This is a genomic window from Paractinoplanes hotanensis, assembly GCF_023717965.1.
In the GTDB taxonomy this organism is placed as follows: Bacteria; Actinomycetota; Actinomycetes; order Mycobacteriales; family Micromonosporaceae; genus Actinoplanes; species Actinoplanes polyasparticus.
The window spans coordinates 56,067-74,477 of sequence record NZ_JAMQOL010000001.1; the positions used below are offsets into that span (position 1 = coordinate 56,067).

At 71.8% G+C, this 18,411-nt stretch carries 18 protein-coding genes; 13 read left to right on the forward strand and 5 right to left on the reverse strand.

The annotated features are described in order from the left end of the window. On the reverse strand, positions 1-171 hold the full coding sequence (locus LXN57_RS00250) for a hypothetical protein (protein ID WP_251796016.1): 171 nt from the start codon (positions 169-171) through the stop codon (positions 1-3). Positions 172-293: 122 nt separating this feature from the next. On the opposite strand from LXN57_RS00250, the gene LXN57_RS00255 reads away from it, so the two are divergent. The 8 genes from LXN57_RS00255 (at position 294) to LXN57_RS00290 (ending at position 10,425) form a co-directional block, all read left to right on the forward strand. Next, positions 294-1,841 carry a long-chain-fatty-acid--CoA ligase gene (locus LXN57_RS00255; protein WP_251796098.1) on the forward strand — a complete coding sequence of 516 codons (1,548 nt, stop codon included), beginning with the start codon at positions 294-296 and terminating at the stop codon, positions 1,839-1,841. A gap of 166 nt (positions 1,842-2,007) precedes the next feature. Further along, positions 2,008-3,234 (forward strand): GlnX family signal transduction membrane protein, encoded by a 1,227-nt coding sequence (locus LXN57_RS00260; protein WP_251796017.1) that lies wholly within the window; start codon positions 2,008-2,010, stop codon positions 3,232-3,234. After that, a complete protein-coding gene (locus tag LXN57_RS00265) occupies positions 3,234-4,196 on the forward strand; it encodes a glutamate ABC transporter substrate-binding protein (protein ID WP_251796018.1) in 963 nt (320 codons plus the stop codon). Before LXN57_RS00260 ends, LXN57_RS00265 begins: the two co-directional genes overlap by 1 nt. Next, the gene (locus LXN57_RS00270; RefSeq protein ID WP_251796019.1) at positions 4,193-5,371 is read left to right on the forward strand and encodes a hypothetical protein; all 1,179 of its coding nucleotides are present in this window, start codon (positions 4,193-4,195) and stop codon (positions 5,369-5,371) included. Before LXN57_RS00265 ends, LXN57_RS00270 begins: the two co-directional genes overlap by 4 nt. Then, a complete protein-coding gene (locus LXN57_RS00275; protein WP_251796020.1) occupies positions 5,368-7,542 on the forward strand; it encodes a serine/threonine-protein kinase in 2,175 nt (724 codons plus the stop codon). Before LXN57_RS00270 ends, LXN57_RS00275 begins: the two co-directional genes overlap by 4 nt. 22 nt (positions 7,543-7,564) lie before the next feature. After that, the gene (locus LXN57_RS00280) at positions 7,565-8,503 is read left to right on the forward strand and encodes a protein phosphatase 2C domain-containing protein (protein WP_251796021.1); all 939 of its coding nucleotides are present in this window, start codon (positions 7,565-7,567) and stop codon (positions 8,501-8,503) included. A 9-nt stretch (positions 8,504-8,512) separates the two neighbouring features. Beyond that, positions 8,513-9,778: a vWA domain-containing protein gene (locus LXN57_RS00285; RefSeq protein ID WP_251796022.1), complete on the forward strand. Its 1,266-nt coding sequence runs from the start codon at positions 8,513-8,515 to the stop codon at positions 9,776-9,778. Continuing rightward, positions 9,775-10,425, forward strand: coding sequence for a double zinc ribbon and FHA domain-containing protein (locus tag LXN57_RS00290; RefSeq protein ID WP_251796023.1), 651 nt, complete (start codon positions 9,775-9,777; stop codon positions 10,423-10,425). Before LXN57_RS00285 ends, LXN57_RS00290 begins: the two co-directional genes overlap by 4 nt. Before the next feature lies 1 nt (position 10,426). Here the strand turns inward: LXN57_RS00290 and LXN57_RS00295 are convergent, their stop codons facing one another. After that, on the reverse strand, positions 10,427-11,851 hold the full coding sequence (locus LXN57_RS00295; RefSeq protein WP_251796024.1) for a serine/threonine-protein kinase: 1,425 nt from the start codon (positions 11,849-11,851) through the stop codon (positions 10,427-10,429). Between the two features lie 192 nt (positions 11,852-12,043). On the opposite strand from LXN57_RS00295, the gene LXN57_RS00300 reads away from it, so the two are divergent. Further along, positions 12,044-12,835: a universal stress protein gene (locus LXN57_RS00300; protein ID WP_251796025.1), complete on the forward strand. Its 792-nt coding sequence runs from the start codon at positions 12,044-12,046 to the stop codon at positions 12,833-12,835. Between the two features lie 248 nt (positions 12,836-13,083). On the opposite strand, the gene LXN57_RS00305 is transcribed toward LXN57_RS00300, so the two are convergent. Beyond that, on the reverse strand, positions 13,084-13,920 hold the full coding sequence (locus LXN57_RS00305) for an alpha/beta fold hydrolase (RefSeq protein WP_251796026.1): 837 nt from the start codon (positions 13,918-13,920) through the stop codon (positions 13,084-13,086). Positions 13,921-13,968: 48 nt separating this feature from the next. Here LXN57_RS00305 and LXN57_RS00310 point away from each other — a divergent pair, with 48 nt between their 5' ends. Both LXN57_RS00310 and LXN57_RS00315 read left to right on the forward strand, forming a co-directional pair. Next, positions 13,969-14,442, forward strand: a complete 474-nt coding sequence (locus tag LXN57_RS00310) for a MarR family winged helix-turn-helix transcriptional regulator (protein WP_251796027.1) — start codon at positions 13,969-13,971, stop codon at positions 14,440-14,442. 386 nt (positions 14,443-14,828) lie between these two features. Further along, on the forward strand, positions 14,829-15,632 hold the full coding sequence (locus LXN57_RS00315; RefSeq protein WP_251796028.1) for an inositol monophosphatase family protein: 804 nt from the start codon (positions 14,829-14,831) through the stop codon (positions 15,630-15,632). Between the two features lie 187 nt (positions 15,633-15,819). On the opposite strand, the gene LXN57_RS00320 is transcribed toward LXN57_RS00315, so the two are convergent. Beyond that, positions 15,820-16,512 carry a carbon-nitrogen hydrolase family protein gene (locus LXN57_RS00320; RefSeq protein WP_251796029.1) on the reverse strand — a complete coding sequence of 231 codons (693 nt, stop codon included), beginning with the start codon at positions 16,510-16,512 and terminating at the stop codon, positions 15,820-15,822. Then, positions 16,512-16,679: a hypothetical protein gene (locus LXN57_RS00325; protein WP_251796030.1), complete on the reverse strand. Its 168-nt coding sequence runs from the start codon at positions 16,677-16,679 to the stop codon at positions 16,512-16,514. The genes LXN57_RS00320 and LXN57_RS00325 overlap by 1 nt, the downstream gene beginning before the upstream one ends. A 76-nt stretch (positions 16,680-16,755) precedes the next feature. On the opposite strand from LXN57_RS00325, the gene LXN57_RS00330 reads away from it, so the two are divergent. Together LXN57_RS00330 and LXN57_RS00335 are read left to right on the forward strand one after the other, a co-directional pair. After that, the gene (locus tag LXN57_RS00330; protein ID WP_251796031.1) at positions 16,756-16,950 is read left to right on the forward strand and encodes a hypothetical protein; all 195 of its coding nucleotides are present in this window, start codon (positions 16,756-16,758) and stop codon (positions 16,948-16,950) included. A 208-nt stretch (positions 16,951-17,158) separates the two neighbouring features. Beyond that, on the forward strand, positions 17,159-18,388 hold the full coding sequence (locus LXN57_RS00335) for a L,D-transpeptidase (RefSeq protein ID WP_251796032.1): 1,230 nt from the start codon (positions 17,159-17,161) through the stop codon (positions 18,386-18,388). The last annotated feature ends 23 nt before the right edge of the window (positions 18,389-18,411 follow it).

The following is an 18,411-nucleotide window of genomic DNA, read 5'->3' on the forward strand; positions in this document are numbered from 1 at the left end:
TCAGGCCTCGCGGGTGACGAGGACCATCACGTCGAGCATCCGATGCCGGTCGAGCCCCCGCAACGGCCGCGCAACCACCGCCCCCATGGCCGCCATGGCCTCGAACAGGCGGGACCGGGCGGCATCGCCGGACGTCACCGTGGCGGCTGTTCCTCGGGCGATGAGAACCATGACGGTGCTTCCCGGCGATGGGGACGCGATGAAACAAGACCGCAACGGAGGGTTTCTCAGGTTGGCGAGTAATGGTGGGATGAGACGGCAGTCACATCAGCACCGTGAAGGGGACCGACCGCATGCTCAACCTCTCGATTCTGCTCGAGGACAGCGCCCGCAACTATCCGGAACGGGCAGCGGTCGTCCTCGGTGACCGGCGCCTGACCTACGCCCAGGTCGACGCGGCCGCCAATCAGGTGGCCAATCTGCTGGTCGAGCGGGGCATCCGGCCCGGCGACAAGGTCGCGCTCTCCTGCCCCAACCTGCCGTACTTCCCGATCGTCTACTACGGCATCCTCAAGGCCGGCGCGGTCGTCGTGCCGCTGAACGTGCTGCTCAAGGGGCGCGAGATCGCCTACCACCTGCGCGACTCGCAGGCGTCGGCCTACCTCTGCTTCCAGGGCACGCCGGAACTGCCGATGGGCGCCGAGGGTTTCGCCGGCTTCAACCAGGTCGACGAGTGCGAGACGTTCCTGCTGATCACGGCCGATCCGGCGGCGCCGTCGCCGATCGAGGGGGCCGAGACGCTCGGTTCGGGGCTGGCCGGCCGATCGCCCGTCTTCGAGGCGGTGCTGCTGCCCGAGACCGACCCGGCGGTCATCCTCTACACCAGCGGCACGACCGGGCAGGCCAAGGGCGCCGAACTGTCGCACTCGAACCTGCTGCTGAACGCCCTCACCTGCAACCGGCTGTTCGGCAGCCCGCCCGCCAGCGACACCCACCTGCTGGTGCTGCCGCTGTTCCACTCGTTCGGCTCGACGGTGAACATGAACGCGGGGTTCGCCACCGCCGCCACCCTGGTGCTGCTCCCCCGCTTCGACGCGGCGGCCGCGGTCAAGCTGCTCGAGACCGAGGACGTCACCTTCTTCGCCGGCGTCCCGACCATGTACTGGGGGCTGCTCAACGCGCTCACCGAGGGCGTCGACGTCGAGCGCATCGCCGCCACCATGCGGGTGGCCGTGTCCGGCGGCTCCAGCCTGCCCGTCGAGATCATCAAAGAGGTCCGGGAGCGCCTCGGGGTGACCATTCTCGAGGGGTACGGCCTGTCGGAGACGTCGCCCGTGGCCACGTTCAGCAAGCCGGGCGCCGAGCCGCGGCCGGGCTCGATCGGCGTGCCCATCTGGGGTGTCGAGGTGAAGCTGATCGACCCCGAATGGAACACGGTCGAGAGCGCCGACGAGATCGGCGAGATCGCGATCCGCGGGCACAACATCATGCGCGGCTACTACAACCGGCCCGAAGCCACGGCCGAGGTCATGCGGGACGGCTGGTTCCGCAGCGGCGACCTGGGCCGGCGCGACAAGGACGGTTACTACTACATCGTCGACCGGGCCAAAGACATGATCATCCGCGGCGGTTTCAACGTGTACCCGCGTGAGATCGAAGAGGTGCTGATCACCCACGAGGCGGTCTCGCTGGCGGCCGTGATCGGCGTTCCCCACCCGAGCCTCGGCGAGGAGGTCAAGGCGTTCGTGATCCTCAAGCCGGGCGCCACCGTGACCGGGGACGAGCTGGTCGAGTGGGGCAAGGAGCAGATGGCCGCCTACAAGTACCCGCGCGTCGTGAGCATCGTCGAGTCACTGCCGATGACCGCCACGGGCAAGCTGCTGAAGCGCGAACTGAGCTGATCATCTTTAATAGGGCGCCCGGCGGTCTCATGACGCCGGGCGCTTGCGGTGATGGCGCACAGTGAAGGCCGCACAACAGCGGGGAGGAAGCTTGAGCACAGCGCTGGCTACCCGGCCCGGCGTGCTTCGGCGCGTCGGCGGACTCAGACACCATTCGCCGGGGCGCTTGCAGCTGCTGATCGCCTTGCTGGTCGGCCTCGGGCTGATCAGCGGCCTGCTGGCCGGTGTCGCGGGCTCCTCGGCCCGCGCCGGCACGAACGACCTCGGTGACCGGGCCCAGCCACTGCTGATCGAGGCCGAGACGATCTATTCGGCCCTGGCCGACGCCGACACCACCGCCGCCCAGGCTTTCCTGGCCGGCGGCCTCGAGCCGGCCGCGCTGACCCGCCGCTACGACGACGACCTGGCCCGGGCGACCACCGCGCTCACCTCCGCGGCCCGGCGCACGCCCGAGGACGGCCGCGCGGCCACCGCCGTACGCACGCTGTCGGCCGGTGTGTCCGAGTACTCGGCTCTGGTGGCCACGGCCCGCGCCAACAACCGCCAGGGACTGCCGATCGGCTCGTCCTACCTGTCCGAGGCGTCCCGCCTCAACCGCGACACGTTGCAGCCGCAGGCCCGCGAGCTGTTCGAGGGGGCCCAGCAAGAGGTCGAGGACGGCTACGGCAAAGCCGGCGCGCTGGGCTGGATGACGCTGCTGGTGCTGTCGCTGGGCGGCCTGGTCATCGCGCTGGCCCTCACCCAGCGCTATCTGAGCCGCCGTACGCAACGCACTTTCAACCTGCCGTTGCTGGGCGCGACGGCCGTGACGCTCGTGCTCACGATCGGCACCCTCGCGATCCTGGTCAGCCAGCAGACCCGGCTCGACCGCGCGGCCAACCAGGGCTCGGGCCCGGTGGCCTCGATCGCCGAGAGCCGTCTGCTCGCCCTGCAGGCGCGCGGCGACGAGGCGCTCACCCTGGCCGCGCGGGCCGGCTCCGGCCCGTACGAGCAGGACTTCGACGCTGTCGCCGAGCGACTCCGCCGTCCCGGGGGCCCGATGGTCAACGGGTACGGCGAGCTCGACCCGGCCCTGGGCCGCACCATGACCCGGGCCGCGGAGGGATTCGAGCGTTACGTCACCGCCCACAGCGACGTCCGCGCGCTCGACGACAGCGGCGACTACGAGGGCGCGGTCAAGCTGGCTGTCGGCCCCGAGACGACCAGGACGTTCGAAGAGGTTCGCACCGAGCTCGAGCGGGCCCTCGAGAACCGCAAGGAGTTCTTCACCCAGGAGATCAGCGCCGCCGGCGACGGCCTGGGCCTGCTCACCGTGGGCGGCCCGCTGCTGGCCCTGGCCGCCTGCGTCCTCGCCTTCGTCGGGCTCCGCACGCGACTGGAGGAGTACCGCTGATGCGCGTCCGTGCCGCACTGGTCGTCACCGTGCTCGCCGCCACCGCCGCCCTGGCCGGCTGCTCCGGCGACACCTCTCCCCTGCCCGTGACGCCCGACCGTCCGCGGGCCGTCGCCACCACCCCCGCCCCCGGCGGCGACAAGCCGGCCCCGCCGGCCTGCAACCCGCGCGCGAGCCTGCGCCCGGCCGGATCGCTGCCGCCGCCCGGCGAGATGCCCGCGGGCAGTTACATGGCCACTATTCAGGAGCGCGGCCGGCTGGTGCTGGGCACCAGTCAGGACACGCTGCTGTTCAGCTCGCGCAACCCGTTCTCGGGCGAGATCGAGGGCTTCGACGTCGACATGGGCCGGCAGATCGCCGAGGCCATCTTCGGCGACCCCGACAAGATCCAGATCAAGGTCATCGGGTACGACAAGCGCGTCAGCTCCGCCGCCGACGGCAGTGTGGACATCGTGGCGGACACCATGACCGCGAACTGCGAGCGCTGGGCGGACGTCAACTTCTCCAGCATCTACTACGAAGCCGGGCAGAAGGTGCTCGTCGCCAAGGCCTCGAAGGCGAAAAGCATCAACGACCTCGGCGGCAAGAAGGTCTGCTCGGCCGCGGGTTCCACGTCGTTCGAGAACATCGGCAAGGTCGAGGCCAAACCGGTGGCCGTGGCCAAGCCCGCGTTCGGCGACTGCCTGGTGGCGTTCCAGCGCAACGAGGTCGAGGGCATCTCGACCGACGACACCATCCTGGCCGGGATGGCCGCCCAGGACCCGTACGCCAAGGTCATCGGTGAACGTTTCACCCAGGAGCCGTACGCGATCGCGATGGACAAGAAGCACCCCGAGTTCACGCGCTTCGTCAACGCCGTGCTCGAGCGCAACCGCGCGAACGGCACCTGGAAGAGAACGTACGACAAGTGGCTCGGCGACTTCGGTCCGGCGCCCACGCCGCCGAAGGCCCAGTACCGATGACCCGGCAGGCCGAGGCCGAGCTGCTGCGCCTGGAGACCGCGATGTCGGCGATCTCGGCCAACCTGGTCGAGCTCGACGACAACCCGGCCCGCAAGGAGCTCGACCGCTCGGCGCTGACCGGGCGCACGGCGACTCTGTGGGCCGACGCGACGGAGTCGCTCGACGAGTTGTGGGAGGGCTACCGGCTGCTCACCGAGGTGATCGCGCGCGCCGCGGCGATGCGGGACAAGCGCCGGCCCAGCGACAGCGACCGCACGAAGTTCGCGCACGAGGTGCTCGGCTCGTCGGTCACCCTGTCGACCAAGGTGGTGCCGCTGGCCCAGCGCGGGCTGCTCGGCCCGGGCCAGGTGCACACGACGTGCACGCCGGCTCAGCTGCTGTCGGCGATGGAGGCCGCGTTCGCCACCGCGGTCGGCGTCGCGACCCGGGCCGGCGAGGCGTGGGACAGGCTCCTGCCGGCGGCGGCCGAGGCGGCGAGCTCCCTCGAGACCGTACGGCGGTTGACGCGCGAGTCGGGCGGCAGCACCGCCGCGGTCGACGAGGCCGACCGGCGGCTCGGCCGGTTCACGGCGGTGCTCGCCACCGATCCGCTGGGCGTCGAGGAGCGCGACCTGGCCGCCGTACGCACCCTGATCCAGCGGGCCGACGCCGAGCGCACCTCGGTCGGCGAGCTGCGCGAGGCGCTGACCCAGCGGCTGGCCGACGCCCACAAGCTGGCGGCCGAGCTCGACGCGGCCACCGAGGAGGCGAACGCCGCCGCCGAGAAGGCCGCCGACCGCTTCCCGTCCCACGAGATCACGCCCGTGCCGCTCGGCTCCCTGCGTCCCGACCTGGTCGCGGTCGACGCGCTGGCCGCGGCCGGACACTGGCCGCTGATCAGTTCCCGGCTGGCCGAGTGGACCCGGCGCGCCCGCGAACGGCTGGCCGTCCTGCGCGAGGGCGCCGCCCGCAACGCGGGCCTGCTCGCCACCCGCAACGAGCTGCGCGGGCGTCTCGACGCCTACCAGGCCAAGGCCTCGCGGCACGGGCTGGCCGAACACATCGACCTGAGCCCGCTGGCGACGGCCGCGCGTGAGGCGCTGTACGTCGCGCCGTGCGAGCTGACCGCGGCCCGCCGGGCCGTCAACGCCTATCAGGACGCGCTCACCGCCACGATCGCGAGGAACAGCCGATGAAGTGCGAACGCAACTGCCCGGGAACCATCGAGGACGGGTACTGCGACACCTGCGGGCTGGCGCCCCGCCTGGCCAAGGTGCCGGCCCCGCGGGAGGCGACGAGTCCTTCGGTCCGGACGTCCGCGGTCTCCACCCGTACGTCGGGATCGGCCCACACGGGCAGCACCCGCACCGGATCGCGGCGCCGGTTCGGCGGCGGCCTGGTCGACATCGCGCCGATCACCCAGGCCGACCCGGCGACGGCCGTCATGGCCACTGCCGAGGTGCCCGAGTCCAAGCGGTACTGCGCCAAGTGCGGCAACGCGGTCGGCCGCACCCGCGGTGACCGGCCCGGGCGTACGTCGGGCTTCTGCCCCAGCTGCGGCGACCCGTTCAACTTCACGCCCAAGCTCGTCAAGGGCGACCTCGTCGGCGGCCAGTACGAGGTGGTCGGCGCGCTCGCGCACGGCGGCCTGGGCTGGATCCATCTGGCCGTCGACAAGAACGTCTCGGACCGCTGGGTGGTGCTCAAGGGCCTGCTCAACTCGGGCGACGAGGACGCGCTGGCGGCGGCGGTGGCGGAGCGTCGCTTCCTGGCCGAGGTCGAGCACCCCAACATCGTCAAGATCTACAACTTCGTCGAGCACGACGGCGCCGGCTACATCGTCATGGAGTACGTCGGCGGCGAGTCGCTCAAGGGCATCCTCAAGGAGCGCCGCACCGCCAACGGCGGCCGGCACGACCCACTGCCGGTCGACCAGGCCCTGGCGTACGTGCTCGAGATCATGCCCGCGTTCGGCTACCTGCACGACCGGGGCCTGATCTACTGCGACTTCAAGCCGGACAACGTGATCCAGGCCGGCGACCAGATGAAGCTCATCGACCTCGGCGGCGTGGTGCACATCGACGACCACGACGCCGCCCTCTACGGCACGGTGGGCTTCCAGGCGCCCGAGATGGCCACGCTCGGCCCGTCGATCGCCTCGGACCTCTACACCATCGGCCGTACGCTGGCCGTGCTCACCACCGACTTCCGGGGCTACCAGACGACGTTCGCCGACGCCCTGCCCGACCCCGCCGAGTTCGAGGTCTACCAGCGGTTCGAGTCGTTCTACCGGCTGCTGCGGCGGGCCACGGCGACGAACCCGGGCGAGCGGTTCGTCGACAGCGCCGAGATGGCCGAGCAGATGATGGGCGTGCTGCGCCAGGTGCTCGCGGCCGACGGCACGCCCCAGCCGGCGGCGTCCCGGCTGTTCACCGGGGAGCTGCGCACCGACCTGCGCTCCGAAACCCCGCGCTGGCAGGATCTGCCGACTCCCCTGATCGATCTGACCGACCCGGCGGCGGCGTTCCTGGCCTCGGTCACCGTGACCGACCCGGCCGAGGTGCTGACGCTGCTGCGCTCGGCGCCGGCCGAGACGCTCGAGGTGGCGCTGCGCGGGCTGCGGGCGCTGATCGACCTCGGCGTGCGGAACGGGTCGTTCGCGGGCGCGCGGCAGGAGTGCGGCCGGATGACGGTCACCTACGGCGGCGATTGGCGGGTGGCCTGGTACGACGGGTTGCTGTCACTCGCCGAGGGTTCGTTCTCCGAGGCGCGGCAGCGGTTCGACGCCGTCTACTCGGCGCTGCCCGGCGAACTGGCGCCGCAGCTGGCGCTGGGGCTCACGCTCGAGCTGGCCGGGGACCCCGCGGCCGCCGGCTACTACGACGTGGTGAGCCGCACCGATCCGTCGTACACGGTCGCGGCGGCCGGGCTGGCCCGGTGCCGCCTGGGCGCCGGCGACCGCAGCGGGGCCGTCGAGGCGTACAACCGGGTGCCCGGCACGTCGTCGGCCTACCGCAGCTCGCAGGTGGGGGCGGTGCGGGCGCTGGTGCGGGCACACCCCTCGGCGGCGCCCGACGTCGACGCCCTGGCCACGGCGGCCGCGCTCATCGAGCGGCTCGAGGTGGAGGCGGCACAATTGGCCGCTCTGCGCGCGGAGCTGCTCGAACAGGCGCTGCGAAACGTGGCCGGCAAGGCTACGCTGCCCGCTGCGGTGCTGGGGCCCGACCGCAACGGCAACGTCCGGGAACGCGACATCAGGTTCGCGCTCGAGGGCGCGTACCGCGAGATGGCCCGCGCGGCGCACGGCGACGAGAAGATCCGCCTGGTAGACCTGGCGAACGCTTCCCGCCCCCGGACGCGTACATGATCGTTTTTAAGAGCGAGGCCCGATGACGATGACCGACTGCGCCTCGTGCGCCGATGAGCGCACCGCCGGAGCAGCCTTCTGCGAGGTTTGCGGGCAGTCCCTGGCGCCCGAGCCCGCCTGCCCTCATTGCGGGACACCCGGCGGAGTGGGCGACGACGGGTACTGCGAGCATTGCGGGATGCTGGCCGGGCGGGAACGCGATCATCTCGAAACCGACTGCGGCGAGGTCGCCGCTTCCGTGACCGACCGCGGGCTGCGGCACCATCGCAACGAGGACGCGATGTGGCTCACGACCCGCGGCGCCGAGGTCGACGTCGTCGTCAGCGACGGCGTCTCGTCCTCCTTCGACCCCGACGTGGCCTCGCTGACCGCCGTCCAGGCGGCGGGCGAGTTGCTGGGCTCGGGCGACGTCTCCGCGGCCATCCAGGCCGCCCAGGTCGCGGTGGCCGAGCTGGCCGCCTCGGGCGACCCGCGGCGGCAGGCCTCCAACCCGGCGTGCACGATCGTCGCGGCCACCGTCCGCGGTGACGCGGTGACCGTCGGCTGGATCGGCGACAGCCGCGCCTACTGGGTGCCCGACGTCGGCCCGGCCGAGCAGCTCACCGAGGACGACTCGTGGGCCACCCACGTGATCGCCCTGGGCGCCGACCCCGAACAGGCCATGCGCGATCCCAAGGCCCATGCGATCACGGCGTGGCTCGGCGCCGACGCCGGCAAGATCACCCCGCGTACGGGCGAGTTCGTGGTCGGGGACCCCGGGCACCTGGTGCTGTGCAGTGACGGGTTGTGGAACTACCTGACCGACGCGGCCGCCTTCGCCGCGGCCGTGCGCGAGGGGTTGCGCGAACAGGGCACGCTGATCTCTGCCGCCCGGTGGCTGGCCGACTACGCGAACACCGCCGGCGGCGCCGACAACATCACTGTGGCTCTGATACCCGTATCACCGGCCGCCGCTTCCTAAGGAGCTGGGATGACCTATTCCGCCGAGGCCTTCCAGAACGAGTTCCTCGCCCTGGGGGCGACCGAGGTCAACGCGATCGTCACGGTCACCTCGTCGGGCGGCACGGGCGGGCTGCGCACGTCCGGCGCCACCGAGATCATCATCGTGGACGCCTCGGGCTCGATGCAGGCGGAGGGCCGCATCGCCGCCGCCCGGCAGGCGGCCAAGGCAGCCGTCGCGTGCCTCGACGACGGCGTCCACTTCGCCCTCATCGCCGGGGTGGGCACCGCCCAGCAGCTGTTCCCGGCGCCGGGCCAGCTGGCCGTGGCGTCGGCGCAGACCCGGTCCGAGGCGACCTGGGCCATCGACCGGCTGCACGCCAGCGGCGGCACCGCGATGGGCGCCTGGCTGCTGCTCGCGGCCCAGCTGTTCGCCCAGCGGCCGGGCGACATCGCGCACGCCATCATGCTCACCGACGGCGACAACGGCGAGCGCGAGGGCTACCTGCAGAGCGTGCTCGACAGCATCGCCGGCAAGTTCACCGTCGACTCCCGTGGCGTCGGCACGAACTGGAAGGTGTCGGAGCTCCGCAAGATCGCCGACGCCATGCTGGGCACGGTCGACATCGTCGCCCGGCCGGCCGACCTCACGGCCGCCTTCGAGCAGATGATGACGGCCGCGATGGGCAAGACGGCGGCCGACGTGCAGCTGAAGGTGTGGACGCCGGTGAACGCCACCGTGCGCTTCGTGAAGCAGGTCGAGCCGCAGGTGGCCGACCTGACCGGCAAGCGGGTGGCCGACGGCGCGCGGGCCGGGCGCTATCCGCTGGGCGCGTGGGGCGCCGAGAGCCGTGACTACCACGTCTGCGTGGACGTGCCACCGGGCGCCGCCGGCGACGAGATGCTGGCCGCCCGGATCTCCGTCGTCGAGGGTGACACCGTGCACACGCAGGCGCTGGTGCGCGCCGTGTGGACGGACGACGCGGCCCTGTCGACCCGGATCAACCGCCAGGTGGCCCACTACACCGGGCAGGCCGAGCTGGCCGACACGATCCAGGCCGGCATCGAGGCCCGCAAGGCCGGCGACGACCACACGGCCACGATCAAGTTCGGGCGGGCGGCGCAGCTGGCCCACGAGAGCGGCAACAAGGCGACGTCCGAGCTGCTGGCAACGGTGGTCGACATCGAGGACGCGGCGACCGGCACCGTGCGGCTGCGGCGCAAGGTGGCGGCGGCCGACGAGATGGCGCTCGACACCCGCTCGACGAAGACCGTGCGGGTGGGGCGCGGCCAGTGATCACGTACGCCTGCCCCAAGGGCCACGCCTCGGAGGAGAGCGACTTCTGCGACACCTGCGGCGCGAAGATCTCCGCCGCCGCGCCGCTCGCCGACAGCGGCACCATCGACCTGCCCACGGCCAGCCCGCCCTGCCCGAACTGCGGCACACCCCGCTCGGGTACGGCCCGCTTCTGCGAGGACTGCGGCTTCGACCACGACACCGGCCGCGTCCCCGCCCTCGTGACACCGGTCGCGGCCCCGGCCGGCCCCGTCGCGGGCTGGACGGTCACGATCGCGCCCGACCCGGTCTACTTCGCCGAGAACGCGATCGACGGCATCGCGTTCCCCGCGTCGCCGGCCTCGCGCACCGTCCCGCTCCCCCCGCCGCAGGTGCGGATCGGCCGCAAGAGCAACTCCAAGGGCACCCACCCCGAGATCGACCTGGCCGAGGACGACCCGGGCGTCTCGCACTCCCACGCCCTGCTCACCCTGAGCGTCGACGGCGTGTGGCTGGTCTCCGACCTCGGCTCGACCAACGGCACCTACATCAACGACGACCAGCAGCCGCTGACGGCGGGCGAATCCCGCTCGCTGACCAGCGGCGACCGCGTCCACGTGGGCGCCTGGACCACGCTCACCCTGAACTCCCCCGACTCCGCCGCCTGACTCAGGTGGTCGACAGGGCCGGCTCCCCGGCCTCGCAGGTCACGGTCATCGTGACCGTCTCCTTGCCGTGTTTGAAGCTGACGGCCACGGCGGAGGCGGACTCCACCTTGAACGGCTTGCGCGGCTCGTAGGAGACGATCTCGGCTGTCCGCGGCGACGGGCAGGTCGCGTCGATCGTTCCGGCGGTGGACGAGAACGATCTCGTCACCGGCTCGGGCGCCACTGTCGCGGGCGGACTGGCCGGTGTGGTCGGCGCCACCACCGGGCCCCCGGGCGCGGCTGTGGTGGTGGCCGTGGACGTGGACGGAGCCGCCGGTGTCGTGCGGACCGCCGTTACTCCCGGTGCTGCCGCGGACTGCGTCGTCCGGCGGCTGACAGCGGCCGGACGGGACGGCTGCGCCGAGGCGGACACCGAGGAGGCCGCCGGTCCGGCTGGCCTCGTCCGCGGCTTGGACGACGTGTCCAGCGCCGCCGGCGCCTCGGCATCGCCGGGAAGCAGCAGCCACCCCGTCGCTCCGGCGGCGATGACGGCTGCTGCGGAGGCCACGACCAGCCCCCAGCGAGGGCGGCGCTGCGGCTCGGCCGGTGGAGCGGCATCGGCGCCCAGGCCGAGCAGGATCGCGGCCTCACGGGCGCTCGGCCGCTGGGCCGGATCCTTGCGCAGGCAGCGTTCGCACAGGTCGGTGACGAAGTCGGGGACGCCGGGAACGGGCGGCAGCGGAGCGGGCTCGACGTAGATGTGGTTGCTCAGCATCTGCGTGGTGTTCTCGGTGGTCCACGGCGAGTGCCCGGACAGCAGCCGGTACAGGACCACGCCCAGCGCGTAGACATCCGACGCCGGTTCCACGGCGTCGTCCATCAGCCGCTCCGGAGCCAGGTAGGCGGGGGTGCCGAGCACCTCGGGGTCGAGCTCGCCGGTGCCGCTGGGCGCGGTGACGGCGGCGATGCCGAAGTCGACCACCTTGGCGCCGGTGGCGCCGAGCATGACATTGGCGGGCTTGATGTCGCGGTGGACCAGACCGGCGGCGTGGGCCGCGGCCAGCGCGCCCGCGATCTCGGCGCACACCCGCATCGCGGGTCGCGGGGTGAGCGGCCCGGACGCCAGCCGCTCGGCGAGAGTGCCGCCCTCGACGAGTTCCATCACCACGTACGAACAAATGCCCCCGGCCGTGCGGAACTCACCGTAGTCGTGGACCTGGGCGATGTTGGGGTGGGACAGCGCGGCCGCGGCCCGGGCCTCCCGGCGGATGCGGTGATCGCCGGGCTCCGTCGCCACGATCTTGACCGCGACGATCCGGGCCAGCACGTCGTCGCGGGCCTGCCACACGACTGCCATGCCGCCCGTGCCGATCGGGGCCAGCAACTCGTACCGGCCGCCCAGCACCCGGCCCGCGAGGTCCGCGCCGGCGGAGATCGGTCCGTCCATTCGGGCTAGTCTGCCGACATCGACGACCATCCGCATCCGGAGGCCGGACAGCAGAGGTGTCCGGACGGACGATCTGTCCTCGTTCCCCCTTTCGACGCACCCTGTCTCACCCCTTGTCAACCGCGCCCCGGCAGGACGACTCTGGGAGTGAGCCGCCGGTCCCCCGCGACCGCCTGTGACGAGGAGGCGGGCATGATCAAATCCCGGATCGTGGTAGGCGTGGACGGCTCGGACCACGCCGTCGCGGCAGTCGGCTGGGCCGCCGCCGAGGCGGCACGCCGCGGAGCCGAGCTCCGTGTGCTGGCAGCCTATTACCGCGAACGATCCACACCCGGCCGGTCCTCGACCCGCACGGCCGAGGAACACGCGGCCGAGAACCTGCGCCGCGCGGTCGCCCAGGCCCACGCGGCCGCCCCCGGCATCGAGGTGCGCTGCCTGGCCCTGCCCGGCTACGCCGTGCCCATGCTGGTCCACGCGGCCGAGGAGGCGGCCATGGTGGTCGTCGGCAGCCGGCACGAGGGCGGGCTGCCGGTGTTGCCGTTCGGCTCGGTCAGCAGCCAGGTCGCGACCCAGGCCCGTTGTTGCGTGGTTGTTGTGCGCGGGCACCACGACCCGGAGGCCGGGCCGGTCGTCGCCGGGGTTGACGGCTCCTCGTCGGCCGTCATGAGCCGGGCCTTTGAAGAGGCGTCGCTGCATCACACCGACCTGCAGGCGGTGACCGCCGGCGAGCGGCGGCGGGGTGAGGACCCGCTGGGGGCGGATCTGGACGCCGACCTCGATCCGTGGCGCGAGAAGTATCCCGGCGTCCGGGCCAGCCGCGAGTTCGTCGACGGGCGGGCCGACCGGGTGCTGGTGCAGCGCTCCCGTGCGGCTCGCATGGTCGTGGTCGGTCCGCGCACGCACGGCTATGAGGGGCTGATGCTGGGCTCGATCGGCAGCCGGCTGCTTCGCCGCTCTTCCTGCCCGGTGGTGATAGCCAGGTAGCCGGCGGCCTCCTCGTTGGACCCTGTTCGCCGGCTGCCCAGGCCGCTCTTCGGACCGGACGATGGGACCAGGCCGGCTGAACCAGGCCCGGGGCCGGTTCGTCTGGATATGACCGTTCGGGACTGGGCTGCGCTGGGCCTGCCAGGTCGGACCGGGCCGTTCGGACCGGGCCGTTCGGACCAGGCCGTTCGGACCAGGCCGTTCGGACCAGGCCGTTCGGACCAGGCCGTTCGGACCAGGCCGGTTTCCTACTGCGCGATGAAGTCGAGGAGTGCTTTCGCGAGTTCGCCCGGCGCCTCCATGGCTGCGTAGTGGCCTACGCCGTCCAACTGGACCGAGCGGATGGGAGCGCTGGTGGCCTGCGACATCGTGCCGGCGGTAAAGGGGCCACCGCCGGCGCCGACGGCCAGGACGGGGGCCTGCAGGGGTGGGAGCTGCTTGATCTCGTCGCCCTCGCGGAGCATCGAGCGGTAGAGGCCGGCCGCCCCGCGCCAGCCGCCGGGGCGCGCATAGGTGCGGGCGAACTCGTCGAGGTCGGCGTCGGTGATCGCTCCGGGCGTGGCGGTCATCGAGGGGAAGGCGTACGAGGCCAGAAATTCGCGTTCGCGGCCGGTCAGCAGCAGCTCCGGGATGCCGGGGGCGGCCAGCACGCCGATGTGCCAGGCGCCGCCGTGGGTGACGTCGGCCAGGGCTTCGAGGCCGTAGCCGGGCAGGCCCATCTCGATGGCGGTGAGGCTGCGGACGTCTTCCGGGTGGGTGGCCGCCAGGCGGAGGACGGTGGCGCCGGCGATGTCCTGGCCGGTCAGGTGGACGGGGCCGACGCCGAGGTGAGCGATCAGATGGTGCAGGTCGGCGGCGGCGGTGGCGCTGTCGTGGTCGGCGGCGGCCGGCGCCGAATCGCCGAAGCCCCGCAGGTCGACCGCGTAGACGTGGTGGCTGGTGGCCAGCAGCGGGATGAGCTTGTGGAAGGCGTACCAGGTCTCGGGGAAGCCGTGGACGAGCAGGATCGGCTCACCTTCGGCGCCGGCCGAGACGTAGTGCAGCGTGGTGCCGTTCAGGTCGGCGTGGTGATGTTCGACAGTCATGCTGTCGAAATATAGACAGTCTGGCTGTCGTTTGTCTAGGCTCGTCGCATGAACCGATCCGGGCCCGATCTGGCCCTGCTGCTGCTGGCGGGCTTCCGCGTGCTGGTCGACGAGGCGATCACCGGGCTGGCCGAGCTGGGCCACGACAATGTGCGTCCCGTGCACGATTTCGCCCTGCGCGCGATCGCGAACGGCGCCGAGAGCGCCTCCGAGCTGGGCCGCAGCCTCTCGATCACCAAACAGTCGGCGGCGCGCACCATCGCCGTCCTGCAGGAGCGGGGTTACGTCATGAGCGGGCCCGACCCGCGCGACGCCCGCCGCAAGCGCCTGCAGGTCACCGCGCTCGGGTTCGATGCGCTGCACAAGGGCGAGGCCATCCTTGACGCCCGGCGCCGGCGCTGGGCCGAGCAGATCGGCCACGAGCGCCTGGAGGCTCTCGAAGACGAGCTGGCCGCGCTGGTCGGCGAGCAACCCGTCCGGTTCGACGCCGCGGGCTGGATGGCGCGCGACCTCGCCACGTAGCCGATCCGCGCCGATCTGGGCGCTTCGGCCCGCGACCACGGCAAGCGCCGCGCCCGCCTCACCCCCGGCCGAACGGCCCACCACGACGGCACGCAACCCCGGCACCTCACCCCGGCCGAACGGCCCCTGACCATGGCTCGCAAACCCGCCTACTCGCCCTCGGGCCGGACGACCTGCGACCTCGACGTCAGTGCGCCCACATCAGCCTCGGGCTGGATGACCTGTGAGCTTGACGTGAAGCCCGTCCGCTTCGATCGGGGCCGGACCGGCTGTAGCGCCGGTGAGTGGATGTCGTCATCGGTGGTTGGTCCGATGTTCAACCCGGTGGAGTGAGGTGGGTGACAAGGCCCGCGAGCCGCCTTGGACAGCGGGCGATCGGAGGCAGGATGGGCACCGTGGAGACGGATCTTCAGCTTGCGCAGCGGGCCGCACTGACCGGGGCCGCGGTGGCGCTGCCGCACTTCGAGGCGCTGGCCGAACTGCCGCGTGAGGTCAAGGCGGACGGTTCGGTGGTGACCGCGGCTGACCGGGCTGTCGAGTCGGCTGTTCGCGAGGTGCTGGCCGCCGCGCGGCCGGGGGACGCCGTTCTGGGTGAGGAAGAGGGGCAGACCGGCGCGTCCGGACGGCGCTGGATCATCGACCCGATCGACGGCACCGCCCTGTTCGTGGCCGGCGACAACCGCTGGCTGGTGCTGATCGGCCTCGAGGAGGACGGCGCGATCGTCGCGGCTGTGGCGGCGCATCCGGCGCAGGGCAGCCTGTGGTGGGCCACTCGCGGTGGCGGGGCGTTCGAGGGTCGCGTGGTCGGCGGGCGCGTCGTCGCCGAGACCCCGGTGCATGTCTCGACGGGCGCCGACTCGGTGGCGGGCAGCCGCCTCGGAGTGGTGCCGGAGGACTGGGGGCGTGAGCTGGTCGCCCCGCTCAAAGAGGTCACGCCGGCCCTCCCCTGGCCCATCCATCCCGCCCTGATGGTGGCGCGCGGCGACCTCGACCTGGCCGTCCAGACCGGCGGCCAGATCTGGGACTTCGCGGCCACCTCGCTGATCGTGCGGGAGGCGGGCGGCAGCTTCAGCAGCGTCGACGGGCGCCTGCAGCCGGGCCCGGGCGCTTCGGTGTACGCGCGGAGCGACGCACTGCGCCAGGCCGCGCTCACCCTCGTCGGCGACCCGGCGGCCCGAGCCACGTCCTGAATCCCGGCGACCTCACCACGCCCGGCCACATCGCAAGAGCCGGCCACCTCACAGACACGGCCACCCACCCGGCCGGCCACCTCACAACACCCGGCCACCTCACCATGGCCAGCCACCCATGTGGCCCGGCGACCCCATAAGACCCAGTCCCTCAGGGCACCCAGCGCCCCCTCGCCCCAGACCTGTCTTACGAGATCGTGGCGACTGCCATGCCCACCGTTCCGGCCGGCACCGCCGCCACAATCTCGCCGGTCGGGCTGATCACGCAGGTCGGGCCCAGCCCCACGTGCGAGTCGCCGCGCGAGCCCGTCACGTCGGCCGAGGCCAGCCACATCCCCGTCTCTCGCACGCGCTCGCGGCGCAGCTCGTTGTGGCGGTGCTGCCACAACGGGGCCTTGTCCCGCCGCATCATGTTCTGCGCGGGCAACACCAGCAACTGGGCGTTCTGCCTTCGCACGGCCGCGGCGGCGTGCGGGTACTGGGCGTCGAAGCAGATGTTGATGCCGAACCGCACGCCCGCGCAGTCGAAGACCGGGTAGTCGCCGCCCGCGGTGAAGACCTGCTCGGCGCGCGTCAGGAACGTTTTCCGGTACGCGCCCACCGTACGCCCGTCCCGCAGAACCGCCGCCGTGTTGTAGTAGCGGTCGTCCTTCCGCTCGATCATGCCGAGCACGACGGCCGGGCGCATCGCCAGCCGCAGGTCGGCCGGTCGCGCGAACTCGCGCACGTGTTCGGGCGTCACCGAATAGCCCTGCAGGAAGCACTCCGGGAAGACCAGCAGGTCCACACCGTCGGCCTGCTCGGCGAAGTCCGTGACGACGGCGAGCGCGGCCTCGACATCGCCGAGGATCTCCGGTGTCTGGCAGACGCCGACGCGCATCACGACAGCCAGGACTGGAGGAGACCGGGTTCGGTGACGGCCGCTTCGGCCTGCCGGCGCTGCTCGTCGGTGAGGGTGAACATCTTCCCGTACGCCGAACGCGTCTTCCCGGCCAAGGCCGCGTGATACGCCACGACATCGCTGGGCACAACTTCCCCGTCAGCCATGGCCCGCAGTCTGCCGAAGTCCGGGCCGGATCGCACGTGAAAGTTCCGGGCCGCCGGCATCGGGTAGTCGCTGTGCATGACTGAGCCATCGAACGTCGGAGCCGGCACCGAGCAGCACATCACCGGCTCCCCCGAGACCGACCCGTTCCCCACCGACAAGCCGCCCTCGGCCGACACACCGTCCGACGGCAGCAGCAACAAGGGCATCAACAAGCACCGGGCCAACCTCAACGAGGGTGAGACCGACGAGGCCCCCGAGCCGCCCGACTGACCCTCCTCCGGTGCCGCAGGCGCCTCCGCGGGGAAGAAGTGCTCTCCGCGGAGGCGCCGCCGGCGGGGACAAGTCGGACGGGGTATCGACCGGGACGCGGATCTGTCACGATGATCTCCCTTCGAAACCGTGCAACGTTTCAGGGCCCGCTCGCGTCTCTTCTACTGGGCCATGGACGGCGCGGTGGGCATCCTGGAATGCGAGAGTCATGATTCAGCGACGCAAGGTGATCATTGGTGCCATCGGCGCGGCTGCGGCCGCCACCGGGGCCGGGTGCTCCACGGGCGGCAAGGGTGGCGAAGCGGCCGCCTCGTGGGTCGGCACGGCGGCTGACACGGTGGTCGCGCCGGTCAAGCTGAGCGTCACGCCGGCGAGCGGGGACATCGGGGTGTCGCCGGTCAAGCCGGTCGTCGTCAGCGCGGCGGGCGGCAAGCTGGAGTCGGTCGTCGTCACGGCGGGCAAGGCGAAGGTCGCCGGCGCGATGCAGGACGACGGCACCTGGCGTTCGACCGGGGACCTCGCGTACGGCCGGAAGTACACGGTGACCGTCACGGCCACCGACAGCGCGGGCGTGAAGACCACTGAGGACACCACCTTCACCACGCTCAAGCCGGCGAAGACGGCCACGGTCACCTTCCAGGCCAACGCCATGCTCATCCTCAAGGAGGGCCGGACGTACGGCGCCGGGCAGCCGGTGATCGTCCGTTTCAGCCGCGCCGTCAACAAGAACGCGGCCGAGAAGGCCATCGAGATCAAGACCTCGCCCGCGGTGCCGGGCAAGTTCTACTGGCGGGACGACCGGACCGTGCACTGGCGGCCGGCGAAGTACTGGACCGCCGGCACGAAGGTCGACGTGACCGTCAACATGTTCGGCGTCAAGCTCGGCAAGACGACCTACGGCGCCAAGAACGTCTCGACGAACTTCCGGATCGGCCGGCAGCTGATCGCGATCAGCGACAACCGGACCCACATGACGAAGGTCTACATCGACGGCAAGCTCGTCCGCACGATGAAGAGCAGCCTGGGCAAGGGCGGCGGCACGACCGGCGCGAACGGCGAGCGCATCAGCTACTGGACGGCAGGCGGCCCCCACGTCGTGCTGGGCAAGAAGCGCAAGCACACCATGAGCTCGGCCAGCTACGGCGTCAGCGACCCGAAGGACCCGAACTACTACGTCTCCGAGAACATCGAGTTCTGCACCCGGATCAGCTACTCGGGCGAATACCTGCACGCCGCTCCGTGGAACAAATCGCTGGGCCGGGCCAACTTGTCGCACGGCTGCATCAACCTCAGCACGGCCGACGCCAAGTGGGTCTACAACACCTTCCTGGTCGGCGACATCGTCGACGTCCGGAACACCCCGCGCGAGCTGCCGATCTGGAACGGCCTCGGCGACTGGAACGTCCCGTTCGACAAGTACGGCCGCGACACCGACTGACCGCTTCGCTCGCGCGGTGCCCC

What these genes read in the sequence shown, in the direction of transcription:
- LXN57_RS00250 (WP_251796016.1), bottom strand. Translation starts at nt 171, where the DNA reads ATGGTTCTCATCGCCCGAGGAACAGCCGCCACGGTGACGTCCGGCGAT.
- LXN57_RS00255 (WP_251796098.1), top strand. Translation starts at nt 294, where the DNA reads ATGCTCAACCTCTCGATTCTGCTCGAGGACAGCGCCCGCAACTATCCG.
- LXN57_RS00265 (WP_251796018.1), top strand. Translation starts at nt 3,234, where the DNA reads ATGCGCGTCCGTGCCGCACTGGTCGTCACCGTGCTCGCCGCCACCGCC.
- LXN57_RS00270 (WP_251796019.1), top strand. Translation starts at nt 4,193, where the DNA reads ATGACCCGGCAGGCCGAGGCCGAGCTGCTGCGCCTGGAGACCGCGATG.
- LXN57_RS00275 (WP_251796020.1), top strand. Translation starts at nt 5,368, where the DNA reads ATGAAGTGCGAACGCAACTGCCCGGGAACCATCGAGGACGGGTACTGC.
- LXN57_RS00280 (WP_251796021.1), top strand. Translation starts at nt 7,565, where the DNA reads ATGACGATGACCGACTGCGCCTCGTGCGCCGATGAGCGCACCGCCGGA.
- LXN57_RS00285 (WP_251796022.1), top strand. Translation starts at nt 8,513, where the DNA reads ATGACCTATTCCGCCGAGGCCTTCCAGAACGAGTTCCTCGCCCTGGGG.
- LXN57_RS00295 (WP_251796024.1), bottom strand. Translation starts at nt 11,851, where the DNA reads ATGGACGGACCGATCTCCGCCGGCGCGGACCTCGCGGGCCGGGTGCTG.
- LXN57_RS00300 (WP_251796025.1), top strand. Translation starts at nt 12,044, where the DNA reads ATGATCAAATCCCGGATCGTGGTAGGCGTGGACGGCTCGGACCACGCC.
- LXN57_RS00305 (WP_251796026.1), bottom strand. Translation starts at nt 13,920, where the DNA reads ATGACTGTCGAACATCACCACGCCGACCTGAACGGCACCACGCTGCAC.
- LXN57_RS00310 (WP_251796027.1), top strand. Translation starts at nt 13,969, where the DNA reads ATGAACCGATCCGGGCCCGATCTGGCCCTGCTGCTGCTGGCGGGCTTC.
- LXN57_RS00315 (WP_251796028.1), top strand. Translation starts at nt 14,829, where the DNA reads ATGGGCACCGTGGAGACGGATCTTCAGCTTGCGCAGCGGGCCGCACTG.
- LXN57_RS00320 (WP_251796029.1), bottom strand. Translation starts at nt 16,512, where the DNA reads ATGCGCGTCGGCGTCTGCCAGACACCGGAGATCCTCGGCGATGTCGAG.
- LXN57_RS00325 (WP_251796030.1), bottom strand. Translation starts at nt 16,679, where the DNA reads ATGGCTGACGGGGAAGTTGTGCCCAGCGATGTCGTGGCGTATCACGCG.
- LXN57_RS00330 (WP_251796031.1), top strand. Translation starts at nt 16,756, where the DNA reads ATGACTGAGCCATCGAACGTCGGAGCCGGCACCGAGCAGCACATCACC.
- LXN57_RS00335 (WP_251796032.1), top strand. Translation starts at nt 17,159, where the DNA reads ATGATTCAGCGACGCAAGGTGATCATTGGTGCCATCGGCGCGGCTGCG.